This is a genomic window from Dysgonomonas sp. 521 (assembly GCF_010501055.1).
Classification (GTDB): Bacteria; Bacteroidota; Bacteroidia; order Bacteroidales; family Dysgonomonadaceae; genus Dysgonomonas.
Window position 1 is genome coordinate 21,111 of record NZ_QVMO01000031.1, and the last position, 23,890, is coordinate 45,000.

The 23,890-nt window shown below is 40.1% G+C and carries 15 protein-coding genes, 2 tRNA genes and 2 rRNA genes (1 of these 19 running past the window's edge); 13 read left to right on the forward strand and 6 right to left on the reverse strand.

Annotation, left to right across the window (positions count from 1 at the left end):
- Positions 1-9: 9 nt before the first annotated feature.
- Entirely contained in the window at positions 10-1,107 is a 1,098-nt protein-coding gene (locus tag D0T84_RS10325; protein ID WP_163307802.1) for an LptF/LptG family permease, read from the forward strand.
- 155 nt (positions 1,108-1,262) lie between these two features.
- Positions 1,263-1,610 carry an iron chaperone gene (locus D0T84_RS10330; protein ID WP_163307803.1) on the forward strand — a complete coding sequence of 116 codons (348 nt, stop codon included), beginning with the start codon at positions 1,263-1,265 and terminating at the stop codon, positions 1,608-1,610.
- Between the two features lie 16 nt (positions 1,611-1,626).
- Here D0T84_RS10330 and D0T84_RS10335 read toward each other — a convergent pair whose 3' ends face one another.
- Positions 1,627-2,901, reverse strand: coding sequence for a peptidase U32 family protein (locus D0T84_RS10335; protein ID WP_163307804.1), 1,275 nt, complete (start codon positions 2,899-2,901; stop codon positions 1,627-1,629).
- A 356-nt stretch (positions 2,902-3,257) separates the two neighbouring features.
- Here D0T84_RS10335 and D0T84_RS10340 point away from each other — a divergent pair, with 356 nt between their 5' ends.
- The gene (locus D0T84_RS10340) at positions 3,258-4,052 is read left to right on the forward strand and encodes a hypothetical protein (protein WP_163307805.1); all 795 of its coding nucleotides are present in this window, start codon (positions 3,258-3,260) and stop codon (positions 4,050-4,052) included.
- Between the two features lie 123 nt (positions 4,053-4,175).
- Here the strand turns inward: D0T84_RS10340 and D0T84_RS10345 are convergent, their stop codons facing one another.
- Positions 4,176-4,970, reverse strand: coding sequence for a tetratricopeptide repeat protein (locus D0T84_RS10345; RefSeq protein WP_255495305.1), 795 nt, complete (start codon positions 4,968-4,970; stop codon positions 4,176-4,178).
- Positions 4,971-5,152: 182 nt separating this feature from the next.
- On the opposite strand from D0T84_RS10345, the gene D0T84_RS10350 reads away from it, so the two are divergent.
- The 5 genes from D0T84_RS10350 to D0T84_RS10370 all read left to right on the forward strand — a co-directional run bounded on the left by D0T84_RS10350 (position 5,153) and on the right by D0T84_RS10370 (position 14,539).
- On the forward strand, positions 5,153-5,752 hold the full coding sequence (locus D0T84_RS10350) for an RNA polymerase sigma-70 factor (RefSeq protein WP_163307806.1): 600 nt from the start codon (positions 5,153-5,155) through the stop codon (positions 5,750-5,752).
- 62 nt (positions 5,753-5,814) lie between these two features.
- Positions 5,815-6,801, forward strand: a complete 987-nt coding sequence (locus D0T84_RS10355) for a FecR family protein (protein WP_163307807.1) — start codon at positions 5,815-5,817, stop codon at positions 6,799-6,801.
- A 100-nt stretch (positions 6,802-6,901) separates the two neighbouring features.
- Positions 6,902-10,180 carry a SusC/RagA family TonB-linked outer membrane protein gene (locus D0T84_RS10360; protein ID WP_163307808.1) on the forward strand — a complete coding sequence of 1,093 codons (3,279 nt, stop codon included), beginning with the start codon at positions 6,902-6,904 and terminating at the stop codon, positions 10,178-10,180.
- A 20-nt stretch (positions 10,181-10,200) separates the two neighbouring features.
- The gene (locus D0T84_RS10365) at positions 10,201-11,790 is read left to right on the forward strand and encodes a RagB/SusD family nutrient uptake outer membrane protein (protein WP_221413130.1); all 1,590 of its coding nucleotides are present in this window, start codon (positions 10,201-10,203) and stop codon (positions 11,788-11,790) included.
- A 124-nt stretch (positions 11,791-11,914) separates the two neighbouring features.
- The gene (locus tag D0T84_RS10370) at positions 11,915-14,539 is read left to right on the forward strand and encodes a sugar-binding domain-containing protein (protein ID WP_163307809.1); all 2,625 of its coding nucleotides are present in this window, start codon (positions 11,915-11,917) and stop codon (positions 14,537-14,539) included.
- A 117-nt stretch (positions 14,540-14,656) separates the two neighbouring features.
- Here the strand turns inward: D0T84_RS10370 and D0T84_RS10375 are convergent, their stop codons facing one another.
- Positions 14,657-15,115, reverse strand: coding sequence for a DUF937 domain-containing protein (locus D0T84_RS10375; RefSeq protein ID WP_163307810.1), 459 nt, complete (start codon positions 15,113-15,115; stop codon positions 14,657-14,659).
- A 1,228-nt stretch (positions 15,116-16,343) separates the two neighbouring features.
- On the opposite strand from D0T84_RS10375, the gene D0T84_RS10380 reads away from it, so the two are divergent.
- Entirely contained in the window at positions 16,344-17,069 is a 726-nt protein-coding gene (locus tag D0T84_RS10380) for an SGNH/GDSL hydrolase family protein (RefSeq protein WP_163307811.1), read from the forward strand.
- A 354-nt stretch (positions 17,070-17,423) separates the two neighbouring features.
- Here D0T84_RS10380 and D0T84_RS10385 read toward each other — a convergent pair whose 3' ends face one another.
- From D0T84_RS10385 to D0T84_RS10395, 3 genes are all read right to left on the reverse strand, one after another.
- Positions 17,424-17,816 carry an HIT family protein gene (locus D0T84_RS10385; RefSeq protein ID WP_163307812.1) on the reverse strand — a complete coding sequence of 131 codons (393 nt, stop codon included), beginning with the start codon at positions 17,814-17,816 and terminating at the stop codon, positions 17,424-17,426.
- Between the two features lie 5 nt (positions 17,817-17,821).
- Positions 17,822-18,292 (reverse strand): transcription elongation factor GreA, encoded by a 471-nt coding sequence (gene greA / locus D0T84_RS10390; protein ID WP_163307813.1) that lies wholly within the window; start codon positions 18,290-18,292, stop codon positions 17,822-17,824.
- Between the two features lie 176 nt (positions 18,293-18,468).
- A complete protein-coding gene (locus D0T84_RS10395) occupies positions 18,469-19,641 on the reverse strand; it encodes a TlpA disulfide reductase family protein (protein WP_163307814.1) in 1,173 nt (390 codons plus the stop codon).
- A gap of 448 nt (positions 19,642-20,089) precedes the next feature.
- Between D0T84_RS10395 and D0T84_RS10400 the strand changes: the two genes are divergently transcribed.
- From D0T84_RS10400 to D0T84_RS10415, 4 genes are all read left to right on the forward strand, one after another.
- Positions 20,090-21,616, forward strand: a 16S ribosomal RNA gene (locus tag D0T84_RS10400).
- A 272-nt stretch (positions 21,617-21,888) separates the two neighbouring features.
- Positions 21,889-21,962, forward strand: a tRNA-Ile gene (locus D0T84_RS10405).
- A gap of 109 nt (positions 21,963-22,071) precedes the next feature.
- Positions 22,072-22,145 (forward strand) — tRNA-Ala (locus tag D0T84_RS10410).
- 471 nt (positions 22,146-22,616) lie between these two features.
- Positions 22,617-23,890: ribosomal RNA gene (locus D0T84_RS10415) — 23S ribosomal RNA — on the forward strand (it continues 1,614 nt past the right edge of the window).
- Together the 16S and 23S rRNA genes with 2 tRNA genes alongside form the textbook arrangement of a ribosomal RNA operon.

Sequence of the window (23,890 nt, forward strand, 5' to 3'; positions counted from 1 at the left end):
TTTAGTTGAATGAAATTACTAACGATACTGGATAAGTACATAATAAAGAAATTTTTGGGAACTTACATCTTCTCAATTATTCTTATCATTTCCATCTCGGTAGTATTTGATATTAACGAACGGCTCGATAAGTTCCTGAGCAACAATGCTCCGCTAAAAGCGATCATATTCGATTACTATGTAAACTTTGTGCCATATTATACAAACCTGTTCAGCGCCCTGTTTGTATTTATTGCCGTAATATTCTTTACATCCAAGCTGGCGGATAATTCGGAAATCATAGCCATGCTTTCTAATGGGATGAGCTTTAAGCGGCTGATGAAGCCTTATATGATCTCGGCAGGTATTATTGCAATCTGTTCATTCTTATTGAGCAGTTTTATTATTCCCCCGGCAAACGAAACACGTATAAAATTTCAGAATAAATATATAAAAGATAAAAGTGTCGATTATGCCAGCCGCATTCAGATGCAGGTTGATAAAGGCGTTATCCTGTATATCGAACGGTTTGATAATAAGACACGTCAGGGTTATAATCTCTCCCTTGATAAATTTGAAGATAAGGAATTGAAATCAAGGTTGGTGGCCAACAGGATAGAGTATGATACAGCTTATCATTGGATTCTGAATAATTACTCAATCAGGGAGTTTCATGGGATGAAAGAAGAAATATCTACAGGAACCCGGCTCGATACTACACTGAATGTTATACCAAGCGATTTTCTCGTGTCGGTAAACGACTTTGAGCAGATGACTACCCCAAAGCTGTATTCATATATCCAGCGTCAGAAAGCAAAAGGGCTGGCAAATATCGGCGGGGTAAGTATCACTCAATTCGAAATAGAATTTCATAAGCGCTTTGCTTCTATTTTCTCCGCTTTCATCCTTACTATTATAGGAGCCTCCCTGTCTGCCCGCAAGATGAAAGGGGGAATGGGGCTCAATATCGGAATCGGACTGGGGCTGAGTGTAACATATATCATGTTTCAGACGATAAGCTCTTCATTTGCCGTTTCGGGAACGATGCCTCCTATGTTGGCCGTATGGATTCCTAATATTGTATTTATTTTTATTGCGGCATATCTGTATTCGAAAGCACCGAATTAATATTCCAAATCCTTTCTTGTATTTCCATTTGTATAGTAGCAGAGTTTTGTTTCCGTTACAAGGGTGTGCCCGTCCTTCCGGATTTTTAGATATATTTGTAATGTCCGGGGAGATTCCCTAAATCTTACAATATTTACCTAATAGATAGAATAGCTATGACTCCACAAAACATTGATGAATATATTGCAGCATTTCCCGGAGATATACAGGTACTGATGGAAAAGTTAAGGGCTGCGATAAAGAAGGCTGCACCGGAAGCTACCGAAAAGATCAGTTGGCAAATGCCGACATTCCAAATGAATGGCAACCTTATTCATTTTGCAGGGCATAAAAAACACATCGGGCTATACCCCGGAGTGGAAGCGATGGAAGCTTTTAAAGAGGAACTGGTTGCTTATAAAACGACAAAAGGTGGTATACAACTACCTTACAACAAACCTCTTCCATTGGGCTTAGTAGCGAAGATTGTCAGGTTTAATATAAAAAGGAATCTGGGGAAATAGGATGTAATCAGGCTTTCTATACCTTCTCTACATACTTTTTCTTCTGTTCCACCTTTACCAGTTTGAACAGCTTATCCGACGGACGGATTTTTTCGTTCACTTTCATAGAGAATTTTTCCCCTTTAACGGTTTCATCTACCGGTTTCAGGTCTACACGTATTTCATCCACAATCTGGCTCACGGCACCTGTTGTAGGGCCTGTTATGAGTATTTCATCCCCTACCTTCAACGATTGGGTTTCCATCAGGAACTCCGCCACGCCCAGATTGGAGAAGTATTTGAGTCCCTTTCCGATATAAACCTTGCGCTTGGTTGCCCCCGAACCGTAGTTGCTCGACCATTCGCCCAATCGCTGCCCCAGATAGTAACCATTCCAGAAGCCACGGTTGAAAACCGTAGCCAGACGCTCGTCCCAGTCAGCTACCTTATCTGAGGTAAACGTATCTTCGCAGTATGCTTTTATAGCTTCCTTATAGCATTCGACCACCGTTCGCACATATTCAGGGCCGCGTGCACGGCCTTCTATCTTGAACACACGCACGCCCGCATCCATCATTTTGTTCATGAAATGGATGGTTTTAAGGTCTTTAGGCGACATGATGTATTCATTGTCTACTTCCAGTTCTATATCGGTTTCTTTATCTTTTACAATATACCCCCGGCGGCATATCTGGTTACACGCCCCGCGGTTGGCCGACAAATCTTTTTCGTGCAGGCTCAGGTAGCATTTACCCGATACAGCCATACACAGAGCACCGTGCGAAAACATCTCGATACGGATAAGTTCTCCGTTAGGCCCTTTTATATTCTGGTTTACAATATCATTATATATGGCAGCCACCTGATCGAGGTTCAGTTCGCGGGCTAATACTACCACATCGGCAAACTGACCGTAGAATTTCAACGCTTCGGTATTTGTTATATTCAGCTGTGTAGACAGATGTACTTCAACGCCTATACTACGGGCGTACATCATCACGGCGACATCCGAGGCGATAATAGCGCTAAGTTCGGCTTCCTTCGCCGCGTTCACAATCTGGTGCATCAGCGAAATATCATCATCATAAATGATGGTATTCACTGTCAGGTAGCTTTTCAGCCCCTTTTCTTTGCAGATAGCAGCTATCTGTTTCAGGTCATCTATGGTAAAGTTATTAGAAGATTTGGCACGCATATTAAGCCCCTCTATCCCAAAATAGATAGAGTCGGCGCCACCCTGTATTGCCGCGGCTAATGAGTCGTACGAGCCTACAGGCGCCATTATTTCAAAATCAGATATATTCTTGCTCATGTGTTTGGTTATTATTATGCTTCTGCAAGCAGACTGCAAAATTATCGCTTTTATATGAGAAGGGCAAATATCGATCCAATATGATTTCTTTATTGTAAAAAGAAAAGGACTTTGAGCAAAGTTGCTTTGGCTAAAGCTGCTTTATTGAAACGATACTCATTTTATATTCAATTAGTTCGTTAAACTATTGTTGGTGAACCAAGTTTTTATATATCTTTAAGAAATCTTAAATCAACAAAGGCATATTTTCGGACATCTATCAGCTATAAATTGTTTCAATAAAGGCAACTGCAAGCATTAATAAGTATAATTCTTCCCTCTAGCAAAGAGGTTTCTATAACTTAAAGTCTTATATTATGAAACGAAATCTGTTATTAGTATTATTCAGTACGGTGCTGGCTTTAGGAGTTATGGCCCAACAAGAACAAACTTCCGGCAACCTGATTATTAAAGTGGAATCTACGCGTGTAATAGGCGATCAGTTACTTGTCTCAGGTAAAATGTTCGCCAATAAGGAATTCAGGATTATGAACCTCAAAACCAGTATTGTAGCCGCTGACGGAGACGCCCACAAACTTTCGGGTTTATGGTGGGGAGGCAAATCCACTTATTTATCCTCTTTCGACCAGACCCTTCAACCGGACATACCTTACAGCTTTGACTTCGCATTTGCAACTCAGAACAAAGACATGAATCCGGTAACGGCAATGTTGATAGACGCCAGAGACTGGACAAACAAAATTGATATGAAGTTTAACTTTAAAGCTATAAATGTACCTCTGAATGAAGATCCCAACCTGACACCGGGAACAATGGAGATCGGTAAAAATATTTACCTGACATGGAAAAAATATGAAGAGTCGGCGACCGGCCTTACAATCAACTTCGTTATCGAAAACAAGTCGAACAAAGATCAGGAAATGTCATTCCGAAGCTATAGTAATGCAAGAATCATTGATAAAGAAGGGAATATTTACGAAGGAACGCTTACCCTGAGAGACAGGGTGGAATTCCCATCCGGCACTCCGAAAGCGGCATCTGTCTCTATCAAGGAAAAGATAAAAATGAGTGAAGTGAAAATGGTTCAGTTCGAATCAGGAGACTTCAAGTACTCTGTAAAAGATAAGGATATAATATTTCCTGCAAAATAAGGACAGCAGAAGAGTATTTGTCATTGCGGAGCCGATTCGCAATCCCCGCATTATCAAAGCTTACATTTTAGGGGATCCCGTGCCAGGCACGGGATGACGTGCTTTTGTGGCATGCTGCCTCTTTTAGCCTTTATTATCTATCTTATTCTCTACAATCTTGATACTCGTTTCCACCTCTGTTCTCAGGTCAGGCTGGTCATTTTCGTCGAGTTTTTCAATTACAGTCCGATAATCTCCTAAGGCGTCGTCATATTGTTCCATCTCATAATATGTATTTCCCCGGTTATAATAGGCTATTGGCGAACCCTCCAATTGTATCGCCTCATTATAATCGGCTAACGCCTCCTCGTAATGTTCCATCTTTTCATGCACCAGTCCACGGTTATTATACGCGCTGGCGTAATCAGGTTGCAGTTCTATAGTGCGGTCTAAGTCTTGTAATGCTTTGTCAAACAACCCCATATTACTGTATATCGACCCACGGTTGTAATACGGCATGGCGTCATCAGGGTCTAATTCAATGATTTTGGAACATATATTCAACGTTTGCATCTCGTCCCCCATCTGATAATATACAATAGCCAGATGCATATATGTTTTCACAAGGACTTTGTCGCGCCACTCGGTATCTTTTTTATATTTCTCGTCATTGTCTATCCGCTCTATCAAAGCGTTTAACATTTCCGCCTTCTTTTGAGGAGTATCCAGCTTATTCAAAGCCAGATAGACATCATTATTAAATTTTACAAGGCTCTTCTCCCCCTGCTTCTTTCTGCGTGCTATTAAAAAAAACATCAGGGCAAAAAGCAATAACATCAGGGCAAACATTGTAATAATCCCAATTATGCCTATATTTACAAACGAAGCACTACATGAAGAGAGTAATAATGACAACAATAATATATATACAAATCTCATTATAAACGGAATAGATGGTTAGTATGACTTATAATAGCTTTATATGCAAATTTAAGTAAAAAGATTAATTCAGAAAACTATCAAATGAGCTATCAATAAGATTGATTAGTTAAATAACTGATTTCTTTCATTGAAATATATAAAATTCGTAGCTTTGTATTGTTAACCTTTCTAAAAATAATATGTTCGCAAGACCACAAGTAGATATAAATCAACAAACGGGCGATCCTGATTTATTTTCCCTGATGCAGAAAGGTAACAAGGAGGCATTCACTGTTATCTATAATAAATACCATAAACAGTTATATGTTTTGGCTTACACTTATCTTAAAGACAGGGATATGGCAGAAGACGCCATACAACATATTTTTACCAAATTATGGGAATTCCGTGAAGATGTCTCAATAAAAGTAAGTTTAAAGAACTTCCTGTATACTATCACTAAGAACTATATATTAAATCAGATACGAAACGAAAATACTATTATTAAGAAGAACTATGAATTGGCACAGACTGCTGAAATTTACCAAGATGACTTACTGAATACAATCGAGCAAAAAGAACTGATGACCATATTCAGGCAGGCACTGGCTGCGCTTCCGGAACAAAAAAGACAAGTGTGTTTGCTGAAAATGGATGAAAAGATGTCGAATCAGGAAATCGCCGATAAGATGCAAATTTCAATAAATACAGTGAAGACACATTATGCACAAGCTATTAAAATACTAAGAGCCCAGATGGGGAAAATGTTAATAAGTCTTATTATTATCATTCTTTTCTGAAAAATATGTGTCAACTATATAAGGAGAGCTAATATATACATAATTATTATACTTATACTATAATGAATAGACCATCTGACGAAACCATCCAAAAAGTTATTGATGGCTTGGCAACTACCGAGGAAGCTAACACCGTAGCAGAATGGCTTGCTACAGAGGAGGGGCAAATGCATCTGTCGCATAAGATGGATATACAGGCTCTTCATGCCAAAGAAGGGTATGAAGAACTCTTTGTTGACCATATCATCCCTTCCGATAAAATGTTCGACAGGATAGTCGAACATGGGAAACGGCGCCGCTTTCGCCGCACAATTCTTCGCGTGGCAGCTATTGCTATACCATTCATCTTTATTCTTGGCTTGGGATGGCAGGTCAATAAGAAGGTGGATTTATTTGGCAAAACCGAGTATGTAGATGTATATGTACCTAAAGGCGAACGCATACAAGTCATGTTTCAGGATGGCACAAAGGCATATCTGAACTCCGACACGCATCTGCGTTACCCTAAAAAGTTCAGCTTGTTCGACAGGAAGGTCTACCTGAATGGAGAAGGCTATTTCACTGTGGACAAAAACCCTGACAGGCCGTTTATGGTACAGATGAACGATGATGTGATAAAAGTATATGGAACCGAATTTAATGTAAAAGCCTATTCAGCCAGTAATCTTATATATGTTGCTCTGGACGAAGGAGATATTAGCCTTATACCCTTTGCCAAAGGGAAATATTGCGTTAAGCCCGGAGAAAAGCTGACCTATGACAGAAGTACGGGCGAATGCCGCATTTCTAAAAATCAGGATACCGAATTTGTGTCTTTATGGAAAAAAGATATCCTGGCCTTTAAAAACACGCCACTCAAAGATGTTGTAGCAGATATGAACCGATGGTATAACGTACCCTTCATCGTAGAAGATAGCAGAGCCTATATATATTCGTATACGATCGTATCCGGAAATGTTCCTTTAGAAAAAATGCTTACTGATTTAGAAAAAATATCTCCGGTTAAATTTTATTTCGATGGTAAACAAGTGATTGTCAGTATGAAATAAAATAATTAAAAAAAATTACACTTTCTTATCATCCTTTTGGTGCACTGGTGGGTCTATTATATAAAGAGCCTATTTTTTTAACCTTAAAAAAATGTAAACTATGAAACGTGTAATTTTAGCCTTTATGGTTATATTTATGTGCGCGACAATAACAGTGTCGGCTCAGAAGGTAACCATGAATTTCCAGCAAACAAAACTGGAAAAAGTTTTATCTACAATTGCCGAACAAACTGGTTATACTTTTGCTTATAGCCAACCGGTAGTGAATATTGATAGAATTGTAAACATTGAGGTAACAGATGCAGACCTCTCACAAACATTACAAAAAGTTTTTGCGGGTACAAATATCTCTTACGAAATAAGGGATAAAAAGATTCTTCTCTCCCAAAAGAAAGAAGCAGATCAGGACAACAAATCTACACAACAATCACAAAAAATTACTGTTAAAGGTATTGCTTTGGATGCAAACGGCGAACCGCTAATTGGTGCCAGCGTATCCGAAAAGGGAACAACCAACGGTACGATGACCGGAATAGACGGGGACTATGCTCTTACCGTACCAGCCAATGCTACACTTGTAATCACTTATGTAGGCTACCTGCCTCAGGAAATAGCATTGAACGGTCAAACGAACGTTGATTTTACACTGAAAGAAGATTCTCAGATACTTGACGAAGTAGTAGTAACAGCTCTGGGTATCAAGAAGAAAGAAAAATCATTGACTTATTCTACACAGCAAATAGGTAATGATGACCTGACAAGAGTAAAAGACCCGAACATGATCAACGCCCTTGCCGGAAAAACTGCAGGTGTACAGATCAATAAGAGTTCTTCCGGTCTGGGAGGTTCGTCTAAAGTTGTTATCCGTGGTGGACGTTCACTATCAGGGAATAACCAGCCATTGTATGTAATCGATGGTATGCCGATGTCGAATGGGACAAATGAACAACCATTGACTGTATTGGGTGGTACAAACGATGCCGGAGGACGCGACTCTGGTGATGGTATAGCCAACCTCAATCCGGATGATATCGAAAGCATGAATATCCTGAAAGGGCCTGCCGCAGCCGCACTTTATGGTTCGGAAGCTGCCAATGGTGTAGTATTGATTACTACAAAGAAAGGTAAAGCCGGTGCTGTAAAAATAGATTTCTCCAGCAACCTGATGCTAGATTATGCATTTGAAACACCTGATCTTCAAAAAACATATAATGGTAATTGGGGAGAAAAATTATCAGGAGGAAGCCGTGATAATGTAAAAGATTTCTTTAATACTGGTACAACTTTTACAAATTCTCTATCATTTAGTGCCGGATCTGATAAAATGCAAACCTACTTCTCGTATGCAAATACATCAGGACAAGGTATCGTGCCAAACAACTCGATGATGAAGCATAACCTGAACTTCAGGGAAACAGCGAAATTCTTTGATGATAGGCTTTCACTGGATGCAAATGTGAACCTGATGAATCAGACTATCAAGAACAGGCCTGTAGCAGGGGGGTACTATATGAATCCATTGGTAGGTCTATATAGATTCCCTCAGGGACAAAGGCTATCTGACTATGCAGGTGATGGACGTTTCTTATTTAATAACGACCGTAATGTAAACGAACAAAACTGGTATGACCTTACTGAAAAAAGCCAGAACCCTTATTGGTTAACATCGATGATTCCGAGCAGTGACAAGAGAAACCGTGTTATCGCATCCCTGACTGCAAACCTGAAAGTGACCGACTGGTTGGCATTGCAGGCCAGAGGTAGCGCCGACTTTGCGGCTGACAGGTATTGGCAGAAAATGTATGTAGGTACACATACAGCTTTGGCTAAAGGAGGTAACGGACGTTATATAAAATATACAGGCGAACAGATGATTAGCTATGGAGATATTATGGCAACATTTACTCCTCAACTAAAGGGGCCTTTCGGTATACAAGGAACAATAGGAGCTAGTATTAAGGATGAATATTACAAATCAGAACGCTTTGACTCAAATCCGGGTGGAATGAAGTATGCGAATGTATTTACATTACAGAACCTGATATCTGTTGAGTCTACTGCTACTCCGGTAGATAACCATTCTCAGATGCAATCAGTATTCGGGACAGCACAGCTCAGCTATAATGACTATCTGTTCTTAGACCTGACAGCACGTAACGACTGGTCGTCTAATCTGTCATATACAAAAAATATGAGTTTCTTCTATCCTTCAGTTGGTCTTACTGCTGTATTGTCTGATATGGTTCAGATGCCAAAAGCTATCTCTTTTGCTAAACTGAGAGGAGCATGGAGCCAAGTGGGTAACACAGTGCCTATCTATTCATCAAACCCGGCAGGTTCGATGGCTTCTGATGGTGGCTATCTGGAAAGCGAAAATGCTCCGTTTACAGACCTGAAACCGGAGAAAACCACATCAATAGAGGTAGGTACAGAATGGAGATTTTTACAAAACAGAATCGACTTTGACTTCACATATTATAAGACAAATACGAAGAACCAATTCTTCTTGGTTCCAGCTCCAGCTGGTTCAGGATATGCATACTATGGCGTGAACGGTGGTGATATACAAAACCAGGGGGTTGAAATCGTTCTGGGTGGTAGCCCGATTATGACAGATGCATTTATGTGGAAAACATCTTTCAACTATTCACTAAACAGAAATAAAGTAAAGAAACTTCACCCGGATCTTCCTTCATTCATCTTAGGTAATAAGACTCAGACTGGTAACTATCAGATGGTAGTAACAGAAGGCGGTTCGTTCGGAGATATTTATGGTATTGCTTTCCAGAGAGATGAGAATAACAATATTATCTATGAAAATGATCTTCCTTTGAGAACTACAGCGTTGGAAAAAGTAGGAAATACAGCTCCTAAATACAATATTGGTTGGTCAAATACCTTTACTTATAAAAATATAGTTTTCAACTTCCTGATCGACATGAGAGTAGGTGGAGATGTATTATCCATTACTCAGGCTGACCTTGACTACAGGGGAGCTACTGATGTCACTGCTGCTGCAAGAGACAGAGGGCATGTAATGTTGGAAGGTACAAAAATCTCTGATGTAAAAGGATTCTACCAGACAGTTAGTTCCGAATTCGGAGCAGGCTTAACAGAGTATTATATGTATGATGCAACAAATATCAGACTTCGCGAATTATCTATCGGATACCGTTTTAGTCCGAGATTATTACTGAAAACTAAAGCTATAAAAGCCGCTGAGTTATCATTTGTTGCCAGAAACCTGTTCTTCTTCAAGAACAATGCTCCATTCGATCCGGATGCGACATTATCTACAGGTAACGATTTGCAGGGAGTGGATGCATTTGGTATGCCATCTACACGCAGCTTCGGATTCAACCTTAAACTTAGTTTCTAATACAAATAATAATAAACATTATGAAAAAGATATTCAAATATATTTGCTTATTGGTGCTACCGGTAGCAATAACACTGATGCCTTCATGTACCGACGGATTTGAGGATATGAATACATCCGATCAAGGTATTTACGATGACGATATGCTTCCCGATGACAATCTGGTAGGCGCTTATTTTCCCGGATTCCAAACAAGTGTAATATTCAACTATAACTATGGATCAGGTACTGACTGGACATACCAGCTATATCAGAATCTAAATTCAGATATGTTTTCGGGATATATGTCTTCTCCTAGTTTCGGTGTGTCTTCTAACCTGACATATGCTATGAACGACGGATGGAATTCATACGCATGGACTACATCGAACAGTTATACTATGGCCAACTTTATGAAAATGGAGAATAAAGCGGCGCAATATGACAATCTGGCTATATATACTAAATGGGGCAAGATACTGAAAGTTGCAGCAATGCATAGAGTATCTGATGTTTATGGCCCGATTATCTATTCACAATTTGGAAAATCCGATTTGGGCGCTGCTTATGACAACGTAGAATCTTTATACGATCAGTTCTTTGCAGATTTGGACGAAGGTATTGCTGGCCTGGAAGCTTATGAAAATGAAGATCCTGGCAATGCGAGATTTGCCAGAGTGGATAATATCTATGAGGGAAGCATGAAACAATGGATTAAATTTGCTAACAGCCTTCGCCTAAGACTGGCCATGACAATAGTGAAAGTAGCCCCTGAAAAGGCTAAAGCTCAGGCTGAAAAAGCTGTAAACCATTCTTTAGGTGTACTTGTAGCCGCAGGAGACATAGCCAAAGTATCTAATATGGCAAACCCTATTGCTACAATAAGTAACTGGGGGGATTGTACAATGAGTTCAGATATGGAATCAATATTGAAGGGTTATGAAGATCCACGCCTCGAAAAATATTTTGTACCAGCTACAAATGCTAAGGTTGAAGGAGAATACAAAGGTATCCGCTTAGGAACAGGAGTAGACAGGGAAATATATGCAAATAGTTCAGCTATCAATGTTTCAGCAAGTACACCTCCGGTACTTATCAGCCCGGCTGAAGTGTATTTCCTAAGAGCAGAAGGAGCTCTCCGCGGATGGAATATGGGTGGAACAGCTCAGGAACTATATACAAAAGGTGTAACTGCTTCATTTGAACAATATGGATTATCAGGAGTTGAAAACTATCTTGCATCAACAGCCTTACCTGCAAAATTTGAGGATCCTATTATTCCTGCAAACAGCCACGATGCAGTGAATCTGGTAAGTCCTAAATGGGATAATGCAGACAACAATGAAGTGAAACTACAGAAAATAATAACACAGAAATGGATTGCTGTATTTCCGGACGGAACACCTGCATGGACAGACCATCGCCGGACAGGTTATCCAAAGTTGTTCCCTGTAGTGAAGAACAACAGCCAAGGTCTTGTATCTACCGAACTGGGACCACGCCGTATACCATTCCCAAGTTCTGAAGCTGTGGATAATGCAACTAATTATGCAGATGGTGTAAGCAAACTCGGAGGTACCGATAATGCAGGAACACGTTTGTGGTGGGATGTAGACAAAGCGAATTTCTAATAAGCTACAACCTAAGATAATAGAAGAAAAGGAGAATGCAGGACCATATCCTGCATTTCCTTTCTTGACAATAATATTTTCTGTATATTTACACCATACAGATCAAATTCTCAAAACGAATGCTATGACTCATAAAAATCTATTTTCCGCGTTCCTATTATTCTGTATTCTCTTTACTACCAGTTCATGTAGCCAAAAGGAGGAGAATATATATCAAAAGATTAATTTGGCTACTAACTGGAACATCCAATCTTCGGATAGTATCACAAATACAGGAGATATCATTTCCGGACCCCAACAATCGGTAAAGAACTGGTATAAAGCAACTGTACCATCTACTGTGATGGGGGTTCTCACTACAAACGGACTTTATCCGGATCTTTTCATGGGAACAAATATAAAGGATATAGATAAGAGTCAGTTCGATAAACCATTCTGGTACCGCAACGAATTTGCATTACCTCAATTAACAAAAGATCAACATGTAACGTTGAATTTTGACGGAATATCATATTATGCAAATATATGGTTGAATGGTAAGCTTATAGCTTCCCGTGATTCTGTATATGGAACATTTCGTCATTTCTCATTTGATGTCACACCCTATATTACATCAGACAACGTCTTAGCCGTAGAAGTATTCAAAGCCCAACCCGGCGATCCCAATACCGGATTTGCCGACTGGAATCCTCGTCCGGCCGATGAAAATATGGGATTGTACAGAAATGTATATCTGACTGTGACAGGAGGTGTGAAACTAAAAAATACCTATGTGCAGCCTAAGGTAAACACTGCAACCTTAGACGAAGCATGGCTGACAATAGAAACCGAAGTAGAAAACCTTACAGACGAAGAAGTTACAGGTAACTTAATAGGAGAAATAGAATCTAAATCATTCTCTTACCCTGTGGTATTAGCTCCTAAGGAAAAGAAAAAAGTAAAGATAACCCCGGAAGAGGCCGACATGTTACACATGAAAAATCCGCGCCTGTGGTGGTGTAATCACATGGGAAAACCCGAACTTTACAACCTCAGTTTGAAGTTTAAGGATGATAATGTTGTCTCCGACAAAGAAGATGTAACATTTGGCGTACGCGAAATAGAATCTTACCTTACAGAGGAAGGGCACAGAGGGTTCAAACTTAATGGAAAAAACGTATTATTGAAATCGGCAGGATGGACAGACGATATATTCCTGCGCGACACACCGGAAAGTAACGAAACTCAGGTTCGATATGTAAAAGACATGAATATGAACATGATACGTTTCGAAAGCTTCTGGGGTACAAGTTCCAATATCTACGATTTATGCGACAAATACGGGCTTATGGCCGTTGTAGGATGGAGCTGCCAGTGGGAATGGGAAGCCTATTACGGAAAGCCTTGCGATGATAAATTTGGCTGTATCCTTACCGATGAAGAGATAGACCTTATAGCCGAATCCTTTGCTACACAAGTATTGTGGCTGCGCAACCATCCTAGTATCATATCCTGGATGCCGGGCAGCGATATGCTTCCTACGCCTAAACTGGAAGAGAAATATCTGGCATTCCTAAAGGAGAACGACAACAGGATTTATGTAGCTGCTGCACAGAAACGCGAGAGTGAACTATCGGGCAAAACGGGCACCAAGATGTTTGGACCTTATGAATATGTGGGGCCTAACTACTGGTACATCGATACCCTGTATGGCGGAGCATACGGTTACAATACCGAAACCGGCATAGGAGCACAGCTGCCTGTATTAGAATCTATTAAAAGATTCGTTCCCGAAGATAAACTATGGCCTATCGGCGATGCTTGGAGCTACCATTGCACCGCGTCTACTACAGCGATGAACTCCCTTAAAGAACTAACATCAGTCATCAACAGCAAATACGGGTCGGCTAAAGACCTGAACGATTATCTGATGAAAGCCGACTTAGTCAACTATGACGGCACACGCGCCATGTTTGAAGCCTTCAGGGTAAACATAGGTAAAACCACCGGCATTGTGCAATGGATGCTAAATTCGGCATGGCCTTCCCTTTACTGGCAAATGTATGATTACTATAAAGTCCCTACAGCTGCATACTATTCTGTAAAGAAAGCGAATCAACCATTACAGTTAATTTACAACTATGGTAATAACAGCGTATATGCCGTGAACGAACAGATGGAAGATATAAACGGATATAAGGCTATAGTACAGGTGTTTGACATAAATTCCAAACTGAAAGAGAAAAAGGAAATCGCTCTGGATATAAAAACCAATACATCTGCAAATATATTGCAACTGGAACCTCTGACCGAGAATGTATTCCTTTCTCTGGAAATATTCAATAAAGAGGGACAACCCGTTGCCGATAATTTCTATTGCCTGTCTTCAAAACCGGATGAATATCAGTGGGAAAAAACCAACTGGGTACACACTCCGGCTAAAAGCTACAGTGATTTCACAAACGTTTCACAAATTGAGGCTGTGAAATTAAATGTAAAGACTGCCAAAGCAGAAAAGGATAATGATACCATATACAGTGTCGAAATAGAGAATCCTACTCAGCATATAGCGTTTATGATAAGTATGAAACTGAAAGACAACAAAGGTGAAATGATCGTTCCTGCATTCTGGACAGATAATTATATAAGCCTGTTGCCTAACCAAAAGAAAATAATTGAATGTAAAGTAAATAAAGAACAGGTTGATGCAAAAGGCGCTAAACTGGAAATAAAAGGATGGAACAGTCCTTTAAGCGAAAGTAATTTATAAACATGGTTCTACACTTTCTTATCACGAAACTACATGGATGTTAGTAGTTTTTTTTAAGAAGAAGGGATGTATTTTAATAATACATCCCTATTTCTTTTCCGAGGTAAAATTTATCTTTTATTTCAGGAACTTACCTAAAAGTCCACCTAAAAGTCCACCAGCCGAATCGCCACCACCAGTAAAAGACTTAAGCAATGAACCGAAATCGAAAGAATCGTTCGGGTCACTTGACTTTTTAGACAACAGACCTATCAAAGCCGGAACCACAGTAGAAGCGATAGTATTAGCCATTGCAGAGTTCAGACCTACTTTTTCGCTCAAAGAGGTTACCACGGTCTTCTGTATAGAGCTTACAATAGGATTGCTCGCCGAAAGAGCCGAAGAAGATGATGAACTTCCTCCAAAAAGACTCATAAGAGAAGATACATTATCAAGACTAAGCTGATCTTTCAACCCGTCTACAATCGATGAAGCTGTAGTCTCTACAGCCGCACTTTGTTTGTCTGCAGGCACACCTGCTTGAGTAACGGCACCTAATGCCTGATCTTTAATAAGATCTAAAATTCCATCCAACATACTTGTAATGATTTAGTTTTAAGAGAATATTCCCAATAATAATTGTGCAATTTACTGTGTATATTATGTTCTATATAAAAGCCTGTTATACCCGTTTTAAAGATACAAATTATTTCGAAAAACGAATCTAAGAGTCTGTTTAAATTTTAGCGAAAATTAAACAGGCTCTAATATTGTTCGATTTATTATTTACCAATTCAATAATAAATATAGATAAAACTGAACCTGCTCTTATTCAGCCAGAACTAATACAGAAGCAATAAGTAACTGTTTAAATTTTATTCGTTCAAATTTTTAGAGCTGTTTTAGAGCTGCTTTTTTACATACGCTTCGCTCCTGTGACCGTTGGTTCTTCCTCGAAACGATAATAGCGGGCTATTTGAGTTGAGAGAAAGGAAAAAATAGCCGAAAACAGACTAAAAATGAACGAAGAAAAAGGTATAATAAAATATTCGTATAAAATTTAAACAGTTACTAACATCCATATTATTCTTTTGAGTACAAAAGCACCCAAAAGACTTTATATTTAATTAAAACAATGCTGAGGGAAAAAAGTTACAAAGGTGACACTTTTTTTCAGTCAACAGTCAACACTTATCAGTCAACAGCGAGGCGTATTGTTCAATTTTTCAGGTCTGCTGCAAGCCATCAATTAAAAAGTGACAAGGGTAAAATAATAGTATTTATAATCAAAGAGTTACAATGAAAAAGTGACAAAGGTGACACCTTTTCCATACTTTCTCCATGTTACTTTTTTTATATTGAAACCTAAAATCCTCATTATGTCAAAGAGCCCTTATATAAGACAAATTTTTTGTGTGAAAACGCAATCCTTCGTTCGCATTATTATCATTAGCGAAGTAACTGTTTGGGAAGATTCCATAAAAACAGGATGTTAACAAAAATGAAATAAGAGAGAAATGATTATCCAGCCACTTATTAATCACGTATTTTATGTAAGTTTGCTTAAAATATGCGAATCAAGGGTTAAATGTGCCGTTAGGCACATCATATTGGTAGAAACATGAATGAAATTCGTTTTTTTGTGCCGTCAGGTACAAAATGTGAATTGTTCTGTAGATATTGCGTACCTGACGGCACGCAATTAACCGGTTAAAGCTTCTTTCTACCAACATTCAGTCCCTAAAGGAACAAAAAATAGCACATTTAACCCTTGATTCGCATAAAATATATATTGTAAAACTTTTTCACTAACTCTCAAACTACAATGATAAGGAACATTATCTATATACTTCTCGCGTTTTATATTTCGGTAAGCTTTGTCAGTTGCAACGATAACGATAACGATGATGAGGATCTGGTTGTAAAGAAAGAAATCAAAATAAGTATACTCGGCGATTCCTATTCTACCTTTGAAGGATTTGTCACGCCGGTCTCTAATCCGGTTTGGTATCCTGTAACCAACGGATGGGATGCAAATGATGTAGTGGATGTAAAGCAGATGTGGTGGCATGGGGTATTACAAGAGTATGGAGCCACATTGGAAATAAACAATTCATATTCGGGCGCCACAATATGTAATACCGGCTATTATGGAACGGATAGTTCTTCACTCTCTTTTATTGCCAGAATGAATAATATGGGAGACCCCGATATAATATTTATCTTTGGCGGTACAAACGATAGTTGGGCAAATTCTCCGGTTGGCGACTATAAGTATCATGATTGGACAACAGCCGATCTGAAAAGTTTTCGTCCCGCTTTTGCGTATATGCTCGATTACCTGACAAAAAAGCATCCGGATGCCCGGATAATAAATATAGTAAATACAGGGTTGAAAGAAGTAATAACAGAATCACAAACACTTATCTGTGACTATTATAAGATAAAATCTGTACAACTTATGAATATAGAAAAGCAAAGCAATCATCCAAACATAAACGGTATGAATGCTATTAAAAAGCAAATAATGGCTATCTTAGAAACTGTTTAAACAAGCTTTTCTTATAAATAATGCGAATCAAGGGTTAAAAAGCACAGTAACTTATTGTCCCGAAGGGACTGAAGGTGGATAACCACGGGCAAAACCCGTGGCAGGAACTGACTGAAGAATATGTCTCCCTATCCGCTTTTTCCACGGGTTTTACCCGTAGTTATCCATATTAGCCCACTTCGTGGACTTAGAACCCTGATTGCAAAACAGAAGATTGATTTATAATAGTATACTTCAACCCAAAGCAACCCTTGATTCGCATAAATTAAAAATCCCTGCAACTGAAAAGTGCAGGGATTTCCTTATTCTTAAAGCTTTACCACAGCAGACACTGCTTTTGTCTTCGTGGTAAGCCTAAATATTCTCTCTTATCTTTTTGGCTATTTCCTCAAACTCCGATTGTTCAAGCTTTACTCTCGGATTAGAAAGCGCCATATCCGATTCTTTGTTAATCGGAATCAGGTGTATGTGCGCATGAGGTACTTCCATGCCTATGACCATCATTCCCACACGTTTGCAGGGAATGGCTTTCTCTATAGCCTTAGCTACTTTTTTAGCGAAAGCGGTCATGTCTTTTAGTGTTGTATCGTCAAGGTCGAAGATATAGTCTACTTCTTGTTTCGGGACAACCAGTGTATGCCCCTTTGCCATCGGGTTAATATCCAGAAAAGCAAAGAACCGGTCATCTTCGGCCACCTTGTACGATGGTATTTCGCCTGCTATTATTTTACTGAAAATACTAGGCATAGGCTTTATAGTGAGATATTCATTATTTCGAAACTCATAACTCCCGACGGAACCTTGATTTCGGCTACATCGCCTACTTTTTTGCCCATCAGCCCCTGTGCTATAGGTGTACTCACAGCCATTTTGTTTTCTTTCAGGTTGGCTTCACTTTCAGCTACGATCGTATATGTCATTTGCTGATTGTTCTTCGTGTTACGTATTGTAACCTTATTCAGAATTTGTACAACATCTGTTCCTATAGCGTCTTCATTGATCAGTCGGGCATTCGCCAACAGGTTTTTCATTTGCGCTATTCTGGCTTCTAGTAAGCCCTGAGCCTCTTTGGCCGCATCATATTCTGCGTTTTCCGACAAGTCTCCTTTGTCTCTGGCTTCTGCTATCTGTTTTGATATAGCAGGTCTGTCTACGGTTTCAAGCGTGTTTATATCTTCTTTTAGCTTTTTGTAACCGTCTTCGGTCATGTAAGAGATAGCCATGGTAATTAAAAATTAAAATTAGTGACTACTGTTTTTTTATTATTATTAATTGTTTTAAAGCGACAAAAAGAAAAAGAATCCTTGCCGATATAGGCCAGAACTCCTTTTCCTTTTTCGATTATCTTAAAACAAAGATAGATTATATTTTTTGTATTGTCAAATATTTAGCCGCACTTTTATAATAATTTTTGAACTTCCGCAGCTAGGTTATCGGTTGCCAAAACCCTTTTAACGATCTCTCCGTTTTTGTTTAATATGTATGTAGTTGGGAACCCTTGAACGTTAAATCTGGCAAGTAATTCAGAGTTGAGAGACTTGTCTTCCCTAACACAAATCCAAGGCAGATTTATCGCCGCATTTTTCCATGCATGCATATCCGAGTCGAAGGATACTTGATATACTTCTACCTTTCCTTTATTCTTGTCATATATATTATTAATAAGGATATTGTGAGCCGGGGAAAATTCGGTCTGGTAAGCGGTAAAATCAAGGATGACAACTTTACCTTTCAGGGATGCCAGGGAAACCTCCTTGTTGTTGATATCCGGCAATGTTATATTATAGAAAGCACTGTGGTCAGATAGTTCTGTATTTTCTAATTTCTTGATTGTTTCCTCCTGATTGGCCATCTGCTTTAGTCCTGCCAGTGCTGTCAGGGTAAAAGATTTAAGGTGTTCGGCTCTCGGCGATTTTGATTTGTATTGGTCCCATACAGTGGCAACGGCTCTGAAGGCGACCAAATCATTCTTGTCGTACGGGTCGAAAATCAAATATCCTTCTATTTTCTGGAACAGAGCGAAGTAGCTTGCCATACTCTGGTAGTCGGACAAAATAAGATCCTTCGCTTTTTTCTTATACTCATCTATTTCCACCTGTATGTCGGCTACATATTGATCTTGCGAAATCCCCTTATTCTCAAACTTCTTCCTTAAATCCGATACGTTTTGACTGAGTTTATTTTGTGCGAAAACAATATCTTTTATTTTTACCGAACTTTCAGAACCTTCTATTGCATATTCTGTGGCAAAAGTCGGTTTATTGGCATTTACAGTGATAGTTTCTATCGAATCTATAGCCAGGTTTATAGCCTGTTTGTCCATTCTCAACAGGTAAAATTCGGGATAACCTAAAGCCGGTTCCTCAAATTTAAAATTACCATCCGTATCCAGCCTTACCGAATCAATTACTGTGGTTTCATTTAATGAACGTCTTTCCAGATAAAGCATAGTGCTGTCGGCATTCGCTATTTTCCCTTCTACGGTAAAGTGAGGCTCTTTATCTTTACAAGATACAAGTGCTATAATAGCCAAGGCTACAACCGGAAGTTTTTTCAAAAGAGATGTTTTCATGTATAATGTATATTTATATATATGTATTTTAGTGTAGCAAAGATATATATTTGTTATGAGTTAAATATTATAGGGATTAAGATTTTTATTCAGTAATAGATACTATAATATTACAGAATTAAAATTTATTGCTTTTACAAATATCTTATTTTTAACAAGTTGTCTTAAAATATGAAAAAAACTCAAAAAACTCTTATTAAATTATTTGGATAATTGAGTAATAAATACATATCTTTGCACCCGCTTTGATAGAGAACGAGGCGCTTAAAAAAGGGGGTAATATTACCCGGTTTTGTTTTTCGTAACTATAGAAGTGACAAGCGATCTTTGATAAAATGACAACATAAAGAGTGTAGTACATAATATTTATATATTAAATGTGACTACCGTCAATAGATTAGGTATAATTAATCGGGTCGGGTCAAAGGATTTAAAGTAAAAAGAATATACAAAGAAGAGTTTGATCCTGGCTCAGGATGAACGCTAGCGATAGGCCTAACACATGCAAGTCGAGGGGCAGCATAGGGTAGCAATACTTTGATGGCGACCGGCGCACGGGTGAGTAACACGTATGCAACCTACCTACAACAGGGGAATAACCCGGAGAAATTCGGACTAATACCGCATAATACAGGGGTGCCGCATGGCAATATTTGTTAAAGATTTATCGGTTGTAGATGGGCATGCGTTCCATTAGCTGGTTGGTAAGGTAACGGCTTACCAAGGCAACGATGGATAGGGGAACTGAGAGGTTTGTCCCCCACACTGGAACTGAGACACGGACCAGACTCCTACGGGAGGCAGCAGTGAGGAATATTGGTCAATGGACGCGAGTCTGAACCAGCCAAATCGCGTGAAGGATGACTGCCTTATGGGTTGTAAACTTCTTTTATACAGGAATAAAAGACATTACGTGTAGTGTATTGCATGTACTGTATGAATAAGCATCGGCTAACTCCGTGCCAGCAGCCGCGGTAATACGGAGGATGCGAGCGTTATCCGGATTTATTGGGTTTAAAGGGTGCGCAGGCGGGCTTTTAAGTCAGCGGTGAAATATCCAGGCTCAACCTGGGGACTGCCGTTGAAACTGGTAGCCTTGAGTATAGATGAAGTAGGCGGAATTCGTTGTGTAGCGGTGACATGCTTAGATATAACGAGGAACTCCGATTGCGTAGGCAGCTTACTAAGCTATAACTGACGCTCAAGCACGAAAGCGTGGGGATCAAACAGGATTAGATACCCTGGTAGTCCACGCCGTAAACGATGATTACTAGTTGTATGCGATATATTGTATGTGACTAAGCGAAAGCGATAAGTAATCCACCTGGGGAGTACGCTGGCAACAGTGAAACTCAAAGGAATTGACGGGGGCCCGCACAAGCGGAGGAACATGTGGTTTAATTCGATGATACGCGAGGAACCTTACCCGGGCTTGAAATGTACCTGAATAACTTGGAAACAGGTTAGCTAGCAATAGCAGGTATGTAGGTGCTGCATGGTTGTCGTCAGCTCGTGCCGTGAGGTGTCGGCTTAAGTGCCATAACGAGCGCAACCCACATCATTAGTTACTAACAGGTTTGGCTGAGGACTCTAATGAGACTGCCGTCGTAAGATGCGAGGAAGGTGTGGATGACGTCAAATCAGCACGGCCCTTACGTCCGGGGCGACACACGTGTTACAATGGGTGGTACAAAGGGCAGCTACTTGGCGACAAGATGCTAATCTCCAAAGCCACTCCCAGTTCGGATCGGAGTCTGCAACTCGACTCCGTGAAGCTGGATTCGCTAGTAATCGCGCATCAGCCATGGCGCGGTGAATACGTTCCCGGGCCTTGTACACACCGCCCGTCAAGCCATGGGAGCCGGGGGTATCTGAAGTGCGTAACCGCAAGGAGCGTCCTAGGGTAAAACTGGTGACTGGGGCTAAGTCGTAACAAGGTAGCCGTACCGGAAGGTGCGGCTGGAACACCTCCTTTCTGGAGAACCGTCCCGAAGTTGTCAGTTAACAGTAAACCGTTAGCAGTCAACAATAATTACCTAAAAGCAAGACAGGAAGTTTCCTGTATTACACTCTGCCATGTTGTTTAACATATACATTCAGTAACGGATTATAAGTTATAGTTGTAAGTGAAGAATAAATAATTATTAATTATTTCTTTACTGCTAACTGTTAACTGCTAACTGCTAACTGAAATAAAGAGAAACCAAGAAGCTGGCAATCAGTTTCAGGCGAGAAGAGAGAGAAGCCAGTCCTATAGCTCAGTTGGTTAGAGCGCTACACTGATAATGTAGAGGTCGGCAGTTCAACTCTGCCTGGGACTACGTCGCTGCGCGAGCAGCACGGTTTCAAGATTCCACTATTTCATAATTTCAAGATTAAGATAAACAATTTTGAAATCTTTAAATTTTGAAATCTTGAAATTCAAAAGACGGGGGATTAGCTCAGCTGGCTAGAGCACCTGCCTTGCACGCAGGGGGTCAACGGTTCGAATCCGTTATTCTCCACATTTTCAATAAAAGATTAAGAATGTAGGAATTAAGAATTATTCTTCATTTTTCATTATTAATTTTTCAATTGAAAGAAGATCTTTGACATGATGAAAAAAAGAGCAAGTAAAGCTAGATTATGTAATATAATCTAACAAACCCACAAGCCGGGCTAATAGCGTATGCTATTATTGGCCAGCTTGAAAGAAATAAAGAAAGTAAAATAAGGGCACATGGGGGATGCCTTGGCTCTCAGAGGCGATGAAGGANGCACGCAGGGGGTCAACGGTTCGAATCCGTTATTCTCCACCAGGTCTATAATAGGCACCATTAGCAGTTGTTAACTGTTAACTGCTGACTGTTAACTGACCAACGATCTTTGACATGATGAAAAAAAGAGCAAGTAAAGCTAGATTATGTAATATAATCTAACAAACCCACAAGCCAGGCCAATAGCGTATGCTATTATTGGCCAGCTTGAAAGAAATAAAGAAAGTAAAATAAGGGCACATGGGGGATGCCTTGGCTCTCAGAGGCGATGAAGGACGTGATAAGCTGCGATAAGCTACGGGGAGGTGCAAATAACCTTTGATCCGTGGATTTCCGAATGGGGCAACCCAGCAGAGGAAGACTCTGTTACACTACTTATGTAGTGAGCTAACGCGGGGAACTGAAACATCTAAGTACCCGTAGGAACAGAAAATAATAATGATTCCCAAAGTAGTGGCGAGCGAAATGGGACCAGCCCAAACCGGTAATGTTTAGGCATTACCGGGGTTGTAGGACTGCGCCGTGGCACGAATTCATAGAAGTAGAAGCCTTTGGAAAGAGGCATCACAGAGGGTGATAATCCCGTATACGAATCTTTGACCAAGCCTAGCAGTATCCTGAGTAGCGCGGGACACGAGAAATCCTGTGTGAATCAGCCGGGACCATCCGGTAAGGCTAAATACTCCTGAGAGACCGATAGTGAACCAGTACCGTGAGGGAAAGGTGAAAAGCACCTCGAACAGAGGAGTGAAACAGACCCTGAAACCATGTGCCTACAAGCGGTCGGAGCTGCATTGCAGTGACGGCGTGCCTTTTGCATAATGAACCTACGAGTTACTCTTACTGGCAAGGTTAAGTGTAAGTATACACCGAGCCGAAGCGAAAGCAAGTCTTAACAGGGCGGCTAGTCAGTAGGCGTAGACGCGAAACCAAGTGATCTACCCTTGGGCAGGTTGAAGGTTAGGTAACACTAACTGGAGGACCGAACCGTTAAACGTTGAAAAGTTTTCGGATGACCTGAGGGTAGGGGTGAAAGGCTAATCAAACTTGGAGATAGCTCGTACTCCCCGAAATGCATTTAGGTGCAGCCTCGGCTTATATTATTGTGTCAGGTAGAGCGACTGATTGGATGCGAGGGCTTCGCCGCCTATCAAGTCCAGATAAACTCCGAATGGGCACAATAACTTTACCGGGAGTGAGGGCATGGGTGCTAAGGTCCATGTCCGAGAGGGAAAGAACCCAGACCATCAGCTAAGGTCCCCAAATACATGTTCAGTTGAATTAACGAAGTATGACTACCAAGACAGCTAGGATGTTGGCTTGGAAGCAGCCATTCATTTAAAGAGTGCGTAACAGCTCACTAGTCGAGTGGTCGTGCGTGGATAATAATCGGGCATAAACATGTTACCGAAGCTATGGGATTAAATAAATCGGTAGGGGAGCATTCTACTCGGCGTTGAAGGCGTACCGTCAGGTATTCTGGAGCGTGTAGA